We start from the raw sequence: 17,250 nt of genomic DNA, 5'->3' as shown, positions 1-17,250 counted from the left end.
AAAGGGGTAGTAAAGAATGCCTAACAGTCAAAAGATTCGTCATTCGTTATCATCTGCGCAGTCTGGTATGTGGTTTGCGCAACAATTAGATCCGCTTAATCCAATTTACAATACTGGGGAATATGTAGAAATAAACGGAAATATTCATCAAGAAATTTTCGAATTAGCTGTACGTAAAGTTGTAATGGAAGCAGAAGCACTTCATGTTCGCTTCGAGGAGGATGAAATTGGCGCATGGCAAGTTATTGAAGAATCACAGTTTCATATGCATTTTATTGACGTTCGTAAAGAAGAAAATCCTGAAGAAGCTGCTAAAGTATGGATGAAAAATGATTTATCTATGCCAGTCGATTTGAAAAAAGATACATTATTTACTGAAGCACTTATTCAAGTTGAAAATAATCGTTTCTTTTGGTATCAGCGCATCCATCACATTGTGATGGATGGCTATGGATTTTCACTTCTTAGCCAAAAAGTGGCGAATGAGTATACATCACTTATAGAAGAAACAAACAAGAATGAAAAGCCGTTTGGTTCTCTTACAAAAGTCGTGCAAGAAGATATTGAGTATCGTGAGTCTAAAAAATTTCAGGAAGATCGTACTTTTTGGTTAGAAAAATTTGCGGATGAACCAGAAGTTGTAAGCTTGGCAGAGCGAGCACCGAGAACATCAAATGGATTTTCACGAGAAACAGCTTATTTATCTAGTTCTAGCACGAAAACTTTATTAGAAGATATCAATATTTCGTTAACAAGTTGGCCGGAATTCATTGTCGCTGTAACAAGTATTTATATGCATAAGTTAACAGGTGCAAATGATATTGTTTTAGGTTTACCGATGATGGGACGTCTAGGTTCGGTATCTATTCATACACCAAGTATGGTAATGAATTTAGTGCCACTTCGTATTACAGTAACTCCAAATATAACTCTTGCGGAATTATTGCAGCAAGTTTCTAAAGAAATCCGAGATGTACGTCGCCATTATAAATACCGTCATGAGGAATTAAGAAGAGACTTAAAGTTACTAGGTGAAAATCAAAGGTTGTTTGGACCGTTAGTGAATGTTATACCTTTTGATTACGGGCTAAATTTTGCTGGGAATCGTGGTATTACGCATAATTTATCAGCAGGACCTGTCGATGATTTATCAATAAATGTATATAAACGTTTTGATCAAAATGAGCTAATGATTCATTTTGATGCAAATCCTGAAGTATATAATGGCGCGGAGCTAGCATTGCATAAAGAAAGATTTATGAGTCTATTTGAATTAGTAGTAAATAATTATGAGAAAAACGAGTCGATTGGAAAAATAAACATTACTCTGCCTGAAGAAAATCATAAAGTTTTATTGGAATGGAATGAAACGAAGGAAGACGATGAGTTAATCAGTCTGCCTATATCATTTGAAAAACAAGTGCAAAAAAATCCCAATAAACTAGCCATTACTTGTGACGGTGTAAACCTTACGTATAAAGAGCTAAATGAACGAGCGAATGAACTAGCACATTATTTAGTAGAAGAAGGAATACGACCAAACCAATTTGTAGCTTTAGTATTCCCTAGATCAATAGAAATGGTAGTTAGTATGCTAGCAGTCTTAAAGGCTGGTGCAGCGTATTTACCAATAGATCCAGAATACCCAGCAGAAAGAATTAATTATATAGTAAATGATGCAAAACCAGTTTGTATCATAACATATTCATCTGTTTCATCTAAGTTAGTTATAGAAAATGATATGAAAAAAATTGTATTAGATGAAGAAGAAACGAAACTAGCGTTACATACATATTCTCGTATGAATATAGCATGTAAGAATGATGTATCACTTTTAAACCCAGCCTATACAATATATACTTCAGGCTCAACAGGAAACCCAAAAGGTGTAATTGTTCCTATGAGAGGTTTAAGTAACTTTTTAATGGCTATGCAACAAAAGTTTTCATTAAATGAAAATGATCATTTATTAGCAGTTACAACGTTTGCGTTTGATATTTCTGCTCTAGAAATTTATTTACCTCTTATTAGTGGTGCAAGTTTAACAATTGCGCAAAAAGAAGACATACAAGAGCCATCAGCATTAACGACACTTTTACAAGAAGAAAGAGTGACCATTATGCAGGCTACACCGACGCTTTGGCAGGCGTTAGTAACTGATTATCCAGAGAAGCTACAAGGGCTAAATATACTAGTTGGTGGTGAAGCTCTTCCAGCGCATTTAGCAAATAAATTAAAAGAATTAGGTTGCTCAATAACTAATTTATATGGACCAACTGAAACGACGATTTGGTCTACTTTTATGAACATTGATGAAGGTGAAAAGGGTATACCTCCTATTGGAAAGCCAATTTGCAATACAGAAGTGTATGTATTGGATGCAGGGTTACAACCAGTTCCACCTGGAGTTATTGGGGAATTATATATTGCAGGGGAGGGACTTGCAAGCGGATATTTAGGAAAACCTGAGTTAACAGCTGAACGGTTTATTGCAAATCCTTATGGAGAATCAGGGAAGCGCATGTACCGTACAGGAGATCTTGTGAAATGGCGTAGTGATGGTGCGTTAGAGTACATTAGTCGCGCAGATCATCAAATTAAAATTCGTGGATTCCGAATTGAATTAGCTGAAATTGAAACGGTATTACAACGACATGAAAATATTCAACAAGCGGTAGTAATGGTACGAGAAGATCGTCCAAATGATAAACGCATCATTGCGTATATCGTTGCAGAAGAAAAGGAACCGATTAATCTTTCAGAAATTCGTTCTTATGTTTCAGAAAGTTTAGCGAATTATATGATACCATCGGCATTTGTTGTGCTAGAAGAATTACCATTAACGCCAAATGGTAAGGTTGACAGAAAGAAATTACCTGCTCCTGATTTTAATGGAATGCACAATGAGAGAGTTGCTAGAAATCCGAAAGAAGAAATATTATGTGATTTATTTGCAGAAGTACTTGGTGTTTCTCGAATTAGCATTGATGATAATTTCTTTGAAATGGGTGGACATTCACTTCTCGCATCTCGTTTAATGGCAAGGATTCGTGAAACGTTAAGTGTGGAATTAGGAATCGGGAAACTATTTGAATCACCAACTGTTGCCGAACTGGCGAAACAATTAAACGATGCAAAAAGTGCAAGACCAGCTATTCAGAAAGCAAGTAGGCCAAATGAAGTTCCACTTTCATTTGCACAGCGCAGGTTATGGTTCTTAAATTGTTTAGAAGGTCCAAGTCCTACTTATAATATTCCGCTAGTCATTCGTATGAATGGAATATTGAATCGGGAAGCATTACAAGGTGCTTTTTATGATGTAGTTGAGAAACATGAAACACTTAGAACAATTTTCCCTAACGTATTAGGTAGTTCCTATCAGAGAATTTTAGATATGGAAAACTTAAATCTAGAAATGGTTATAACTAATACATGTAAAGATGAATTAGAAAGTGTACTTTCAGAGGCGGTAAGATATAGCTTTAACCTCGATTTTGAGCCGGCAGTTCGTTTACAACTTTTTACAGTGAGTGAAAACGAACATGTATTATTAATTTTATTACATCATATTGTAGGTGATGGCTGGTCATTACAGCCGTTAACGAGAGACTTTGCAGCGTCGTATAAAGCGCGATGTCAAGGTGACAGAGTTCAGCTGGAGACACTACCAGTTCAATACGCAGATTATGCACTTTGGCAACAGCAATTGCTAGGTGATGAAACGACACCAGAGAGTCTTATTTCAACACAATTAGATTTTTGGAAAGAAGAACTTAAAGGTTTACCAGACCAAATGGAGTTACCTACAGATTTCCAGCGTCCAATTGAGACGAGTTACCGCGGGGAAACAATTCATTTTCATATAGATGAAGGTATGCATAGTAGGTTAGTAGAGCTTGCACGTAAAAATGGAGTTAGTTTGTTTATGGTATTGCAAGCAGGGCTTAGTGCACTATTTACAAGATTAGGTGCAGGCACTGATATACCAATTGGAAGTCCGATTGCTGGAAGAAATGATGATGTACTTTCAGATATTGTTGGTTTATTTGTAAATACATTAGTGTTACGTACAAATACGTCAGGAGATCCAAGTTTTAAAGAATTATTAAATAGAGTGAAGCAGGTAAATCTTGCAGCTTATGAAAATCAAGATGTTCCATTTGAAAGGCTTGTTGAAGTGTTAAATCCAGTACGTACTCGAAACAGCCACCCGTTGTTTCAAGTTATGTTAGCTTTTCAAAATACACCAGAAGCAACGTTTCATGTACCAGGTTTAGAAGCGAGCCTTGAAATTCAAAGCGTCGGTTCTGCAAAATTTGATTTAACATTTGAAATTAGTGAGAGTAACGGGGTTGATGGTACTCCGAACGGTTTACATGGATTACTAGAGTTTAGTACCGATTTATATAAACGTGAAACGGTTCAAAAACTAATAGAACGATTCATTTTGTTATTAGATGATGCAGCTACAAATCCGGATCAATCAATTGGCAGATTAGAAATATTAACTGTAGCAGAGAAAAATACAGTGTTAGAAAAGTGGAATGGTGGTTTTCAAATTGCACCAGAAATGACATTGCCACAATTGTTTGAAAAGCAGGTTCATATAAATCCAAATTCTATTGCTGTTGTCTTTGAAGATAAGAAATTAACTTATGAAGAGTTAAATAGAAAAGCAAATAAAATAGCTCGATTCCTAATAGCAAAAGGGATTGGTCCTGATCAACTCGTTGCTTTAGCGATGCCAAGATCATTAAACATGGTTGTAAGCTTATTAGCTGTTCTTAAAGCTGGTGCTGGATACCTTCCGTTAGATCCAGATTACCCAGCAGACCGCATTTCATTTATGCTACACGATGCGAAACCAACATGTGTTTTAACGAATTCAGAAGTGGAATTTGAATGTGATGAGGCACTAAAAGTTTTAGTTGATGATGTAAAAGTAATAGCAGAAGTTGAGAAATATAGTGAAGAAAATATTGATGAAGTAGAACGCATTAAGCCATTATCTCCATCACATATTGCTTACGTTATTTATACGTCAGGCTCAACGGGTAGACCGAAAGGCGTTATGATACCTCATCAAAATGTAGTAAGACTTTTAGGAGCAACTGATCATTGGTTCCAGTTTGACGGAAACGATGTTTGGACGATGTTCCATTCATACGCTTTTGATTTCTCTGTTTGGGAAATTTGGGGACCTTTATTATACGGAGGGCGTTTAGTTGTAGTGCCACATACTGTAAGTCGCTCACCGAAAGAATTTTTACAGCTTCTTGTTAAAGAAAAGGTTACGGTTTTAAACCAAACTCCATCAGCGTTCTATCAATTGATGCAAGCAGATCGTGAAAATGAAGAGATTGGCCAAAAATTATCTTTACGATATGTTGTTTTTGGAGGAGAAGCACTTGAGCTAAGTCGCTTAGAAGATTGGTATAGTCGACATCCTCATAACGCACCAAAGCTTATTAATATGTACGGTATTACGGAGACGACAGTACATGTTAGTTATATTGAATTAGATGAAACTATCGTCTCTTTACGAGCAAATAGTTTAATTGGGTGCAGTATACCTGACCTTAAAGTGTATGTGTTAGACAACTATTTACAACCAGAGCTACCTGGAGTAGTTGGAGAAATGTATGTTGCAGGTGCAGGGCTTGCGCGTGGATATTTAGGAAGAGCAGGATTAACGGCTGAACGCTTTATCGCAGATCCATTTGGCAAGCCAGGTACAAGAATGTATCGTACAGGAGACTTAGCTCGCTGGCGTAAAGATGGGACGCTAGATTATATAGGACGTGCAGATCATCAAATCAAAATTCGTGGGTTCCGAATTGAATTAGGAGAAATAGAAGCAGTCATAATGAAGCACTCTAAAGTTGAGCAAGTAGCCGTTATTGTACGGGAAGATCAACCAGGGGATAAACGGTTAGTTTCTTATATCGTTGCATCAAATAATGAAGCGATTGATACGAATGAAATGCGTCAGTTTGCTAGTGGTAGTTTACCAGATTATATGGTTCCATACGCTTTTGTAGTAGTAAATGAGTTACCTTTAACTCCAAACGGTAAATTAGATAGAAAGGTATTGCCAGCTCCAGAATTTATCGCATCATCTTCTAGTCGTGGTCCAAGAACACCGCAAGAAGAAATGTTATGTGACTTGTTTACAGAAGTGCTAAGTGTACCTCAAATTGGAATTGATGACGGATTCTTTGATCTTGGTGGCCATTCACTCCTTGCAGTGCAGCTTATGAGCCGCATGAAAGAGGCGCTTGGAGTGGAACTAAATATTGGCACTTTATTTGCAGCACCGACTGTTGCAGGGTTAGCTGAAAGACTTGAGATGGGGAATGGTCAAAGTGCACTTGATGTGTTGCTTCCATTACGAGCAAGCGGGGATCAATTACCACTATTTTGTGTACATCCAGCAGGTGGATTAAGTTGGTGCTATGCAGGACTTATGAAATCTTTAGGAACAGATTATCCAATCTATGGTGTACAAGCACGTGGTATCGCTAAAAATGAAGAACTTCCAAAAAGTTTAGAGGAGATGGCGGCGGATTACTTGAAACACGTTCGTGAAGTACAGCCTTATGGACCATATCGTTTATTAGGTTGGTCGCTTGGAGGAAATGTTGTGCATGCAATGGCGGCGCAACTACAAAATGAAGGGGAAGAAGTAGAATTACTCGTTATGCTTGATTCTTATCCTGGACACTTCTTACCGAATACGGAAGCGCCTACTGAAGAGGAAGCGTTAATCGCATTACTTGCTTTAGGCGGATATGACCCAGATAACATGGATGGTAAACCACTTACAATGGAAAGTGCAGTTGAAATCCTTCGTAAAGATGGAAGTGCATTAGCAAGTCTTGAAGAAGAGACTATATTGAACTTGAAAGAAACATATGTAAATTCAGTAGGGTTGTTAGGGAAATATGTACCGAAAGTTTATAACGGAGATATCTTATTCTTTAGATCTACTGTTATACCAGACTGGTTTGATCCTATTTCTCCAAATACGTGGTTAAATTATTTAGATGGGCAAATTGTGCAGCACGATGTTGATTGTAGACATAAAGATCTATGTCAGCCAGGTCCACTTACGGAAATTGGACAAGTATTAGCGAAATATTTGCAGAATAAGAAAGGGGTAAGTAGAGTATGACGAATCCATTTGAAAATGATAATTACACATATAAAGTATTAATAAATGAGGAGGGCCAGTATTCTCTCTGGCCTGCTTTTCTCGATGTACCTATTGGCTGGAATGTCGTATATGAAGAAGCTAGTAGGCAGAGTTGCTTAGAATATGTTGAATATAACTGGAAAGATTTGAATCCACAAGGTAATCAAGTTCGCGAAAAAACATTAGTAGGAAAACGATAATGAAAGAAAAACTAAATCCAAAAGTAGTTGTAAGTATCGTTTATATAACTGCGATGTTTATGGCTGCGATGGACGCAACGATTGTAAATGTAGCACTGCAAACGATAAGTAGAGAACTACAAGTACCTCCATCTGCAATGGGGACGGTGAATGTTGGGTATTTAGTTAGTTTAGCTGTTTTCCTTCCGATTTCTGGTTGGTTAGGAGATCGTTTTGGTACGAAAAGAGTATTTTTAATTGCTCTTTTCGTATTTACAATTGCATCTGCTTTATGCGGAATGGCTAACGATATTACTTCATTGAATATTTTCCGTATTATTCAAGGTGCTGGCGGAGGGCTTTTAACACCGGTTGGAATGGCGATGTTATTTCGAACATTTTCACCCGAGGAAAGACCGAAGATTTCCCGGTTCATTATACTTCCAATTGCTGTAGCACCAGCAATTGGTCCTATCATCGGTGGTTTCTTTGTAGATCAAATGTCTTGGCGTTGGGCATTTTATATTAATCTACCGTTTGGAATCGTTGCATTGCTATTTGGACTTCTATTTTTAGCAGAACATGTTGAAAAATCAGCTGGTCGCTTTGATTCGCTCGGCTTTATTTTATCAGCACCAGGATTTGCGATGCTCATATATGCACTCAGTCAGGGACCATCAAAAGGGTGGATTTCTCCAGAAATTATGAGTACTGGGATAGCTGGGGTTGTATTCATTACATTGTTTATAATTGTAGAACTGAAAGTAAAGCAACCGATGTTAGATTTACGCTTATTAAAAGAACCAGTCTTTAGAAAGATGAGCATTATATCATTATTTTCATCAGCTGGTTTATTAGGAATGTTATTTGTTTTTCCTCTTATGTATCAAAATGTGATAGGAGTTTCTGCACTGGAATCAGGACTTACGACATTTCCAGAGGCGATTGGATTAATGATTTCTTCACAAATTGTACCATGGTCATATAAGAAATTAGGAGCTCGAAAGGTAATTTCTATTGGATTAATATGTACGGCGGTTATATTTGTTTTATTGAATTTTGTAAATCACGATACGAATCCGTGGCAAATCCGGGCATTATTGTTTGGTATCGGTATTTTCTTAGGTCAATCTGTCGGTGCGGTTCAATTTTCTGCCTTTAACAATATCACGCCGCCTTCTATGGGGAGAGCGACTACTATATTCAATGTGCAAAATCGACTAGGTTCAGCAATAGGAGTAGCGTTTTTAGCTAGTATACTAGCTGTTTTTGGAGGTAATAACGTTCAATCCGATTTTTTACCATATCAAGCAGCATTAATTGGGTCAGCAATATTTTTGCTCATAGCACTACTATTTTCTTTACGTATTTCCGATAAAGAGGTAATGTCAAAGAAGAAAGAAAAAACATTATCTGTATCAGAAAAAGAGAAAGTACTTGTCAATGAATAACAATATACGTATGCTTTTTTATGAAAATTGATATTCGTTGAATAAAGGAGAGTTTACATGATAGAAAGTAAAGTTGTAGATTCTATTCCAACTTTGAATGAGAATGATTGTCAAATATGGTGGGCAAGAATTTCGGATTTACAATCATGGCATTACAATTTACTAAATGATATAGAGCGAGAGAAAGCAAATTCGTATCATCATTCGGCAGATCGAGCTCGTTTTATAATAGGTTGCGTAATAAGTAGATTAGTTCTCGGCAAGATACTTTCTATGTCACCAGTCCAAGTACCAATTGATCGAATGTGCTCAGTATGTAAATTGCAGCATGGAAGACCACAATTACCAGAAGGTATGCCGCAATTATCCGTTTCGCATTCAGGTGAGTGGGTTGTCGTTGCATTTACAAAATCTGCACCTGTTGGCATAGATGTAGAACAAATGAATCCAAGTATAGATGTTATGAAAATGGCAGAAGGTGTATTAACAGACATTGAAATAGCGCAAGTTATGAAACTGCCAAATGAACAGAAAATAGAAGGTTTTTTAACATATTGGACTCGAAAAGAAGCGGTGCTGAAAGCGACAGGTGAAGGACTAATGATTCCACCAGTACATATTACAGTATCAGCTCCAAATGATCCTCCAAACTTGTTGGTTTTTAAGGATAGACAAGAGTTAGCAAGTAATACAATGATGGAAGATGTAAGGCCTAGTTTAGATTATAGGGCTTCTGTTGCAATATTCAGTAAGGAAGTGACTGAAATTACGCAATTAGACGCGGCAGCACTTTTAAATCTTAAATAAAAAAATTACAGAAGAGGTGTTCCTCATGTTAGTAGCGGAAAATAGAAAGAATGAATTCACTTATAATGTACAAGCAATTAAAAATATTTTATTTTCTGGAGATACATCATCCATTCATGCTTTAGAAAAGCTTTTAAATGATACAGTTCAGTTTGATGTTCTTGAACAAGAGGCACTTGGTAGACAGTACATTCCGAAAGAAGCAAAGAATTTTTTTGATAAAGATGGAACATTTCTTTACCGTGTATCTAATGTTAGTTATAAAGGAAAGGTGTTATCTGAAAATCTAATTTTTGCAGACACTTCGTTTTTACCGGACGCAATAAAGAGTGAATTAGAGAGTGGAAATATTCCTGTTGAAAAGCTTATAGAAAAGATGGAAGTAAGAAGAAACGTATTATATGAAGGATATCAGCCATCTGGAAATATTATTGAATTGTTTGATGGATGTTCTGTTACAGCGAATGTGTATCCAACTAGAAAGTATCAAATTGTAAGTAACTGCAAATGTGTATTTTATATTTGTGAAGTGTATCATGCAGAGAATATAAAGCAATTACTTAAATAAAAACAAGAAACCAGCCTATAAAATGGCTGGTTTCTTGTTTTTATTTAACAGCTTCTTTTAATTCTTTACCTGCTTTAAATGCAGGAACTTTACCAGCGGCGATTTGAATTTCTTCGCCAGTTTGCGGATTACGTCCTGTACGAGCAGATCTTTCGCGTACTTCAAAAGTTCCAAACCCGATTAGTTGAACTTTATCTCCAGATTGTAATGCATTAGCAATTGTGTCAAATACGGATTGTACAGCTGCAGAAGCGTCCTTTTGAGAAATATCAGCTGATTGAGCTACGTTTTTAATTAATTCTGTTTTGTTCATGTTTTCACCTCATAAAAAAATTTTTGGAATGAATGTTTTAGTATAATAGATAGTAAAGATAAAGCTATCACTATGATTAGAAAGAATACTATATAATTATGTTAATTTCGTTGCAAGAGACTGAATCCCTTCTATTATTTAGGGATTAATTAAGAATCGATGCATATAAAAAGCTTTAATATGAGGATGAGGGGGAGTATACGAATGATTTTTCGTGAAAAAAATGAGAAGGAAAGTATTTTAATTCGTCAACATGATCATGGTTTTTTAGCTGGAGAGATTGCAAAGCATATAAAAGAAGACTTTTTTGAAGATAAAACATATTTAAAAGAAACAGTTGATGCAATATATGAGCATGACAGAGGATGGATAGAGCTTGATAAAGTACCAATTTTGAATGATGCTAAAAATATTCCATATACATTTATGGATTGTCCAAGCCCATTACGTTTTGCTTTTTATACGATTGGATTGAATGAAATTGAAAATTCTAATCCATACGGGGCATTGCTTTGTAGTAAACATTTTTTATCATTTCCACTAAACGAGGAAGATGAAGAGATGATGTCATTTTATAAACATGAATTAGAACGACAAAAAAGAATTTTGAAAACGTTAACAAAGGAACAGTTTGCGATGTTCGATAAGCATTATAGATTATTAAAGTTTTGTGATGAACTTTCTTTATACGTATGTATGAATAAGCCTGGTGTCAAAAAGAAAGATGAAATTGACTTATTTAAAGATGGTTTTGAAGGAACAGAAATGTTTAATAGTAAAGAGGAGAAACTTATTCAAGCTCAATGGGTGGACGAGGAAACAATTCGGATTACACCATTTCCATTTCAAACGGAATTTTATACGTATGTAAAATATAAAACGATAAATAAGCATGAAATGAAAGAAAAAGGGATTGCAAAGGCTGATAGAGAATCAGAAATGAAGAAACAAACCATTCGTTTCATACAATAAGGAGGTAATATAAATTGAAAGAGTATATATTAAAACAGTGTGATTATCATGCTTGGGCTAATACTAGATTATTCAATCGATTAAAAGAGTTACCAAACTATGAGACAATTTTTAATGAGCAGATACAGAGTGTATTCCCATCCATTAAGGATACTTTTGTGCATATTTATATTACAGATCAAGTGTGGTTACATATATTGCATGGTAAAAGTATGAATGAAGCAATACAAGACCGAGAAGATTTACGAAAACAAATTGAAACTAAATCGTTACATGAATTAGAAAAAATGTTTGAAAACATGGCAAATCAATATAAAGAGTTTTTAATTACAATACAAGATGTGAATGCTGTATTTGTTATTGAGAATCCATACGTAGGGAAATTAGAAACTTCGATTTTAGAATTAGTGCAACATGTCGTAAATCATGGTACATATCATAGAGGAAATATAACAGCGATGATTCGTCAACTTGGTCATTCATCGACAATGATGGATTTTGTACTGTATTTACATATGGTTAAAAAGCGGGGAGAGTAATATAGTTTGTAAGAAGGAGAGGCTTTAATTATAGAAGTCTCTCCTTCTATTTTATTCTGCATTCATGGTAGATCGACTGATTAAAGTTTTCTTAAGAAGCTTTATTTTCTTGTAATTGCTTAGCGTATTGTACAGCCTTATATGCATTGACTCTACCGTTTTTCCAGTACGTACCTGTACCACTAATTTTATCAGTAGTAGACTCAATAATTTGGCGGATTTGCGTATTGCTATATCCTTGATTTGCTAAAAGAGCTGCGACTCCTGCAACATGAGGTGTTGCCATAGATGTACCACTTAATGATTGATACGTGCTTCCTTTATATGTTGAATATATATTTGAACCTGGTGCTGCAACATCTACCCAGCTACCATAAGTAGAGAATGAAGATTTTCTATCTGATTGATCTGTAGAAGCAACTGCAATTACTTCGCTGTAATAAGCAGGGTAATTAGCTTTTGTATTTCCAGCATTTCCAGCAGCTGCAACTATAACAGAGCCTTTATTCCATGCATATTGAACGGCTTGTTGTAATGCAGTACCACCATTTGGAGCTCCTAAACTTAAACTAATTACTTTTGCACCCGAATCAGCAGCTTCTCGAATACCTTGCGCTACAGCATCAAGAGTACCACTTCCTTGATTATCTAATACGCGGACAGCATAAATTGAAGTTTGTGGGGCAACACCAGCAATTCCGACGCTGTTATTCGTAAGTGCTCCAGTAATTCCAGCGCAATGTGTACCATGACCATTACCATCATCAGATGTATTGTCGTTATCAACATAATCATGCCCGTAAATTACTTTCGAAGCCAGATCAGGGTGTGAGCCTTGAACCCCTGTATCAATAATAGCTACTTTTACACCAGGATCACTTCGTTGGCTATCCCAAGCTTGTGGAGCTTGAATCTTTTGTAACCCGTATTGATTATTAAAATATGGGTCGTTTGGAGTCCAAAAGGCGTGAACGTAATAATTCGGTTCTGCATATTCCACATCTGGATTATTTTTATAGCTCTTTATTTTTTCTTTTACAGTACCTTTTGAAAATTGTACGACTTCAAAACCTAACTTATCATCTTTAGATAAGACATTAGCTCCGACAGATTTATGAAAAGATTGCACATTACTTAAAGATGCATTTTGTTTGAACTTAACGATTAATTGGTTAGGAACGTAATCAGTAGATGATGTTTCAGCGCTTGAAGTATTCGTGTTAAAGAAGAAACCACCAATGATAAATGACAAAACAGATAGGAAAACGATGATTTTGTTTTTCAAAAGATTTTTCCTCCCTTTTCTTGGATGAGTTTTTCAGTGACACCTTAATGTCGCATTCCTTTTCAACTATATAGTTAGACCATACGATTTATGACATTTATGTGAAAAACTTTTGAAGGAATAAAAAGGAGTAAATATTGATATAAATATATTTTTAATGATAGTAATTGAGTAAAAGAGGGGATGAAAAAAGGAATGCTCATCATGTATGAGTCATTCCTTTTTTCATAGATTAACTTGCCTGTTTTTTATTATTTTCTTTCAATTTCTCTGCTTGTAAAAAGCGATTCGTTTCAGCAACAACAATACTACTTAATCCAATTAGACCAATCAAGTTTGGAATTGCCATAAGTCCATTTGCAATATCAGCAAATGTCCATACGATTCCTAGCTTTAAATTAGCACCAATTGCAATCATAACAATAAAGATTGCTTTATAATATTTAACTGCACTTTCTCCGAATAAATAAGCTACACATTTTTCTCCATAATACGACCAGCCTAAAATAGTAGAGTAGGCAAATAAAATAATTGCGATACCGAGAATCATACTACCAGCAGTACCAAATACAGATTGGAATGCAAGTGTTGTAGCTTCAACGCCAGTTTTACCAGATCTCCAAGCACCTGTAGTAATTAATACTAGTCCTGTAATTGTACATACAATAAACGTATCTAGAAAAGTACCAGTCATTGAAACTAAAGCTTGCTTTGCAGGCGAATCAGTTTTTGCCGCCGCCGCGGCAATAGGGGCACTCCCTAAACCAGCTTCGTTCGCAAATACACCACGCGCCATTCCGATTTGAATAGCTGATGCAACTGTTGCCCCAATAAAACCACCAGCAGCTGCTGTACCATTAAATGCACCAGAAAAAATAAGTGAAAATGCTTCTGGAATTTGGTCGTAGTGATAGAAAATAATTATAAGACCAGCAATTATATAAAAGAAAGCTTTAATAGGAACGACATATCCCGTCACTTTCCCAATTTTTTTTACACCGCCTAAAATAACAATTGCGATTAAAAATGACATTACTATACCAGTTAAAGCAGGAGGGAAAGAGAAATTAATTCGCATTGCCTCTGCAACTGAGTTAGATTGCACCATATTACCAATACCGAAAGAAGCAGTTGTGCCGAATATAGCGAATAATACTGCCAGCCATTTCTTACCTAAACCACGCTCTAAATAATACATTGGTCCACCTGAATATTCACCATTTTCATTACTAACACGGTATTTTACTGCAAGTATTGCCTCGGCATACTTTGTTGCCATACCGAATAAAGCGGTAATCCACATCCAAAATATTGCACCAGGACCACCAATTGTAACAGCTGTTGCAACACCGGCTATATTTCCCATACCAATCGTTGCGGCCATAGCTGTCATGAGTGCTTGGAAGTGACTAATATCTCCAGAAGAAGAGGTATCTTCTGATTTTTTAAATGCTAGTTTGTGAGCGTATAATAGTTTACTAAACTGTAAACCTTTTAAACGCACTGTGAGAATGATACCTGTTCCAACGAGTAGCAACAAAGTTGGTAATCCCCACACGTATTGATTCATTTGTTCTAATACTTTACTTACTGTCTCCATCTTTATTCTCCTTTATTTAGAAAAAATAAAAACCACTTCAAGTAAATGAAATGGTCTCTGGAGAAACAAGGGATAGAAAAATAAACCGATACAAATCGGCATTTTCTTTCGCTTGTCTCTGTCCTTTTACCTGAGAGATTATCCGCTATAGTAGCGGATTTGCTCCTTCGGTGCTCGTTTTCCTCCGCGCTCTATGAAAGCGAGAGGGAGTCTCTCCAGAGATTCGTCCCCATGCAGTTCTACTTGTAACCAAGACCTGAGAGTTTCAAAGCTGGTATAACAACTTTTTGCCCCGTCGGTAGATCAATAGACCTTCTCCTGAATGGTTCATCCGAATTATAAAATTTATAAACACATTGATTGTAAATCAATAAAAATATTATAGACATACAAATTGTGAATTGCAATCATTTTTTATTTTAAAATAGTAAATAGTTTTATTTTTTTGTAAGTCCTAATTTATCTTCAACTTCATTTAAAGTAGATAAAGCGATGACAATATGTTGATCCGCAAGTCCTAAAGCTTGTTTTGTTTTTTCAATAGTTTCATCGGTTGGAGTAGAGTTATTTGCTCCGTCTATAATTAAATTTGCTGCATTTTTCATGAAATTTGATGCGGATTTAAACTGAGTTGTGAACTGAAGTAGTTGTTTTTGTATATCTATATCTGTTATGTTTTCTTCAATTTTAAGCGTGTCTATTTCGTTCATAATTGTTTCGTACTGCTTGGAAACAGCACTCATTGTAACTAATAGTTTATTTCGATCTACTGAATCTCCATTCGTGTTAATCTCTTCCCAGGCAGGTAACCAATCTTTTTCGATGATGTCATTATAATGAGTAGTCAATTCATTAATTTTAGGTTGTAATTTAGTTTTGAAAGTTTTTGTCTCCGCTGTTTCTACAGTTGCTTTTTCGTGGTTATTTTTAACATTAGTAACGTAGAAAATTGTACCAAAAATGATGAAAATAGAAATAACAACTGTCCATTTAGTAAAAAGTAATTTCTGCAATATGTAACGCCTCCAAAATTTAAAAACTTATAATTATAATATATAATAATAATGTTGTTTTAAGTAGAGAAAATAGGTTAGAAATGATTTAAAATATATCTTTTCTATACATAAATAATTAAAGTTAGTAAAATGATGAAAGTTATATGTGAGAAAAGAGGGTTTTTAGTGAAAATGAATAGAAGAAAACTAGTTTCAAGTATTTCAATGGCTATGTTATTAGTTGGTGTAATTGCATTCATATTTATGAATAAAGAATCTAAAATTAAAGGTTTTCCAGTACCAATGTCAGCAATTCATATTAACGATGATAAGGAAGAGGACTATCAATATATAAGTGTAATGCCGATTACAAAGGCGAGTGGATGGGAGAACTTAGGGGAAAACGGGCATACTGTTAGTTTTAAAAAAGGGGAGCGGAAGGTAACAGTAGTACATTATCCAGGAGACATTACGTATTATTTATTTGAGAAAAAGATGAATAAGGGAGATTAGCTAAAAATGTAATTCATTAAGAGTTACATCTTTTTTTATTCTGAATCATTTGAAATTAAATTCGATAGATGTTTTGATAGATGTAGTGATAAATATGATTAGTTCTATATGTCTATAAAGAGTATTAGGGTGATTATAAAAATATTATGTGAACTAATTATTGTGAGAAGAAGATAAATTATATGCTAAAGGGGGAATTAAAAATGCTACTAAAAACAATCTACTGTAAGGTGGAAGAAGAGAAAAAGGAATTGTTTTCAAATGCGCAAGGAAAATGGCGTGATATACGGCACCTAGATGGGTTTCATGGACAATTTGGTGGATGGTATGAAGATGAGGCATGTGTATTTACTTTATGGGAAGATAGAAGTGCATATCAATCATTTATGAATGGTGCTCACGATACAATTTATTTAAATAGTAATCAAGAGGATACGTTTCTTTCATGTGAAATTGAATTATTTCAAACGTTGTATGATATAACTGATACGCATTTGAAAGACGTTGTTAAAGAAGGATCATTCGTAAGAGTTGCTATATGTGATGTAAAGATGGAAAAGGAAAATCATTTTTTACATAAGCAAGAAACAATTTGGAATAAAGGAATGGAAAAAGCAAAAGGCATGTTAGGTGGAGTAGTTGGGAAGTCTTTAAAAAATAAAAATCGTTACATAGTGTTAACGTATTGGAAAGATGAAAAGACGCATCAACATTATGTGGAAGAGATTTTCCCAGGTTTATATAAATTAGCTAATATTCATGAAGAGATAGAAGAGATAAAAGGAAAACAAGCTGTATGTAAGGAAGAATGGCTTGTATATTAAACGCTGAAA

General features: G+C 35.3%; 13 protein-coding genes and 1 riboswitch. Of the genes, 9 read left to right on the top strand and 4 right to left on the bottom strand.

The genetic code is table 11. The features are described from left to right. The first annotated feature begins 16 nt into the window (after window positions 1–16). The 5 genes from B9A45_RS18295 to B9A45_RS18275 are packed head-to-tail and all read left to right on the top strand — an operon-like array spanning window position 17 to window position 10,200. Entirely contained in the window at window positions 17–7,174 is a 7,158-nt protein-coding gene (locus B9A45_RS18295) for an amino acid adenylation domain-containing protein (RefSeq protein ID WP_084064475.1), read from the top strand. Continuing rightward, window positions 7,171–7,395 (top strand): MbtH family protein, encoded by a 225-nt coding sequence (locus B9A45_RS18290; RefSeq protein ID WP_000184059.1) that lies wholly within the window; start codon window positions 7,171–7,173, stop codon window positions 7,393–7,395. The genes B9A45_RS18295 and B9A45_RS18290 overlap by 4 nt, the downstream gene beginning before the upstream one ends. Then, the gene (locus B9A45_RS18285; protein ID WP_084064473.1) at window positions 7,395–8,825 is read left to right on the top strand and encodes an MDR family MFS transporter; all 1,431 of its coding nucleotides are present in this window, start codon (window positions 7,395–7,397) and stop codon (window positions 8,823–8,825) included. Before B9A45_RS18290 ends, B9A45_RS18285 begins: the two co-directional genes overlap by 1 nt. 57 nt (window positions 8,826–8,882) lie before the next feature. Further along, entirely contained in the window at window positions 8,883–9,632 is a 750-nt protein-coding gene (gene sfp / locus B9A45_RS18280) for a 4'-phosphopantetheinyl transferase Sfp (RefSeq protein ID WP_000572999.1), read from the top strand. Window positions 9,633–9,657: 25 nt separating this feature from the next. Then, complete coding sequence (locus B9A45_RS18275) at window positions 9,658–10,200, top strand: hypothetical protein (protein WP_000959126.1); 543 nt, start codon at window positions 9,658–9,660, stop codon at window positions 10,198–10,200. Window positions 10,201–10,240: 40 nt separating this feature from the next. Here the strand turns inward: B9A45_RS18275 and B9A45_RS18270 are convergent, their stop codons facing one another. Further along, window positions 10,241–10,513 carry an HU family DNA-binding protein gene (locus B9A45_RS18270; RefSeq protein WP_001043905.1) on the bottom strand — a complete coding sequence of 91 codons (273 nt, stop codon included), beginning with the start codon at window positions 10,511–10,513 and terminating at the stop codon, window positions 10,241–10,243. A 204-nt stretch (window positions 10,514–10,717) separates the two neighbouring features. On the opposite strand from B9A45_RS18270, the gene B9A45_RS18265 reads away from it, so the two are divergent. Next, window positions 10,718–11,485 carry a DUF3891 family protein gene (locus tag B9A45_RS18265; protein WP_000577279.1) on the top strand — a complete coding sequence of 256 codons (768 nt, stop codon included), beginning with the start codon at window positions 10,718–10,720 and terminating at the stop codon, window positions 11,483–11,485. Window positions 11,486–11,499: 14 nt separating this feature from the next. Beyond that, window positions 11,500–12,024: a DinB family protein gene (locus B9A45_RS18260; protein ID WP_053512255.1), complete on the top strand. Its 525-nt coding sequence runs from the start codon at window positions 11,500–11,502 to the stop codon at window positions 12,022–12,024. A 91-nt stretch (window positions 12,025–12,115) separates the two neighbouring features. Here the strand turns inward: B9A45_RS18260 and B9A45_RS18255 are convergent, their stop codons facing one another. From B9A45_RS18255 to B9A45_RS18245, 3 genes are all read right to left on the bottom strand, one after another. Further along, window positions 12,116–13,309: a S8 family peptidase gene (locus B9A45_RS18255; protein WP_000790937.1), complete on the bottom strand. Its 1,194-nt coding sequence runs from the start codon at window positions 13,307–13,309 to the stop codon at window positions 12,116–12,118. A 232-nt stretch (window positions 13,310–13,541) separates the two neighbouring features. Beyond that, complete coding sequence (locus tag B9A45_RS18250; RefSeq protein WP_016109930.1) at window positions 13,542–14,909, bottom strand: alanine/glycine:cation symporter family protein; 1,368 nt, start codon at window positions 14,907–14,909, stop codon at window positions 13,542–13,544. A gap of 108 nt (window positions 14,910–15,017) precedes the next feature. After that, window positions 15,018–15,138: riboswitch (glycine riboswitch) on the bottom strand. Window positions 15,139–15,346: 208 nt separating this feature from the next. Next, window positions 15,347–15,922 (bottom strand): hypothetical protein, encoded by a 576-nt coding sequence (locus B9A45_RS18245; RefSeq protein ID WP_001170884.1) that lies wholly within the window; start codon window positions 15,920–15,922, stop codon window positions 15,347–15,349. Between the two features lie 132 nt (window positions 15,923–16,054). Between B9A45_RS18245 and B9A45_RS18240 the strand changes: the two genes are divergently transcribed. After that, entirely contained in the window at window positions 16,055–16,417 is a 363-nt protein-coding gene (locus tag B9A45_RS18240; RefSeq protein WP_002061304.1) for a hypothetical protein, read from the top strand. Window positions 16,418–16,620: 203 nt separating this feature from the next. Further along, window positions 16,621–17,241, top strand: a complete 621-nt coding sequence (locus tag B9A45_RS18235) for a YdbC family protein (RefSeq protein ID WP_016109931.1) — start codon at window positions 16,621–16,623, stop codon at window positions 17,239–17,241. Window positions 17,242–17,250: the final 9 nt, after the last annotated feature.

Source organism: Bacillus sp. JKS001846, from assembly GCF_900176455.1.
Classification (GTDB): domain Bacteria; phylum Bacillota; class Bacilli; order Bacillales; family Bacillaceae_G; genus Bacillus_A; species Bacillus_A cereus.
This window is presented reverse-complemented; position numbering and strand designations above follow the sequence as displayed.

Excerpts from the sequence above, each read along its gene's own strand:
- B9A45_RS18295 (WP_084064475.1), top strand. The coding sequence starts at position 17 with ATGCCTAACAGTCAAAAGATTCGTCATTCGTTATCATCTGCGCAGTCT.
- B9A45_RS18290 (WP_000184059.1), top strand. The coding sequence starts at position 7,171 with ATGACGAATCCATTTGAAAATGATAATTACACATATAAAGTATTAATA.
- B9A45_RS18285 (WP_084064473.1), top strand. The coding sequence starts at position 7,395 with ATGAAAGAAAAACTAAATCCAAAAGTAGTTGTAAGTATCGTTTATATA.
- sfp (WP_000572999.1), top strand. The coding sequence starts at position 8,883 with ATGATAGAAAGTAAAGTTGTAGATTCTATTCCAACTTTGAATGAGAAT.
- B9A45_RS18275 (WP_000959126.1), top strand. The coding sequence starts at position 9,658 with ATGTTAGTAGCGGAAAATAGAAAGAATGAATTCACTTATAATGTACAA.
- B9A45_RS18270 (WP_001043905.1), bottom strand. The coding sequence starts at position 10,513 with ATGAACAAAACAGAATTAATTAAAAACGTAGCTCAATCAGCTGATATT.
- B9A45_RS18265 (WP_000577279.1), top strand. The coding sequence starts at position 10,718 with ATGATTTTTCGTGAAAAAAATGAGAAGGAAAGTATTTTAATTCGTCAA.
- B9A45_RS18250 (WP_016109930.1), bottom strand. The coding sequence starts at position 14,909 with ATGGAGACAGTAAGTAAAGTATTAGAACAAATGAATCAATACGTGTGG.
- B9A45_RS18240 (WP_002061304.1), top strand. The coding sequence starts at position 16,055 with ATGATGAAAGTTATATGTGAGAAAAGAGGGTTTTTAGTGAAAATGAAT.
- B9A45_RS18235 (WP_016109931.1), top strand. The coding sequence starts at position 16,621 with ATGCTACTAAAAACAATCTACTGTAAGGTGGAAGAAGAGAAAAAGGAA.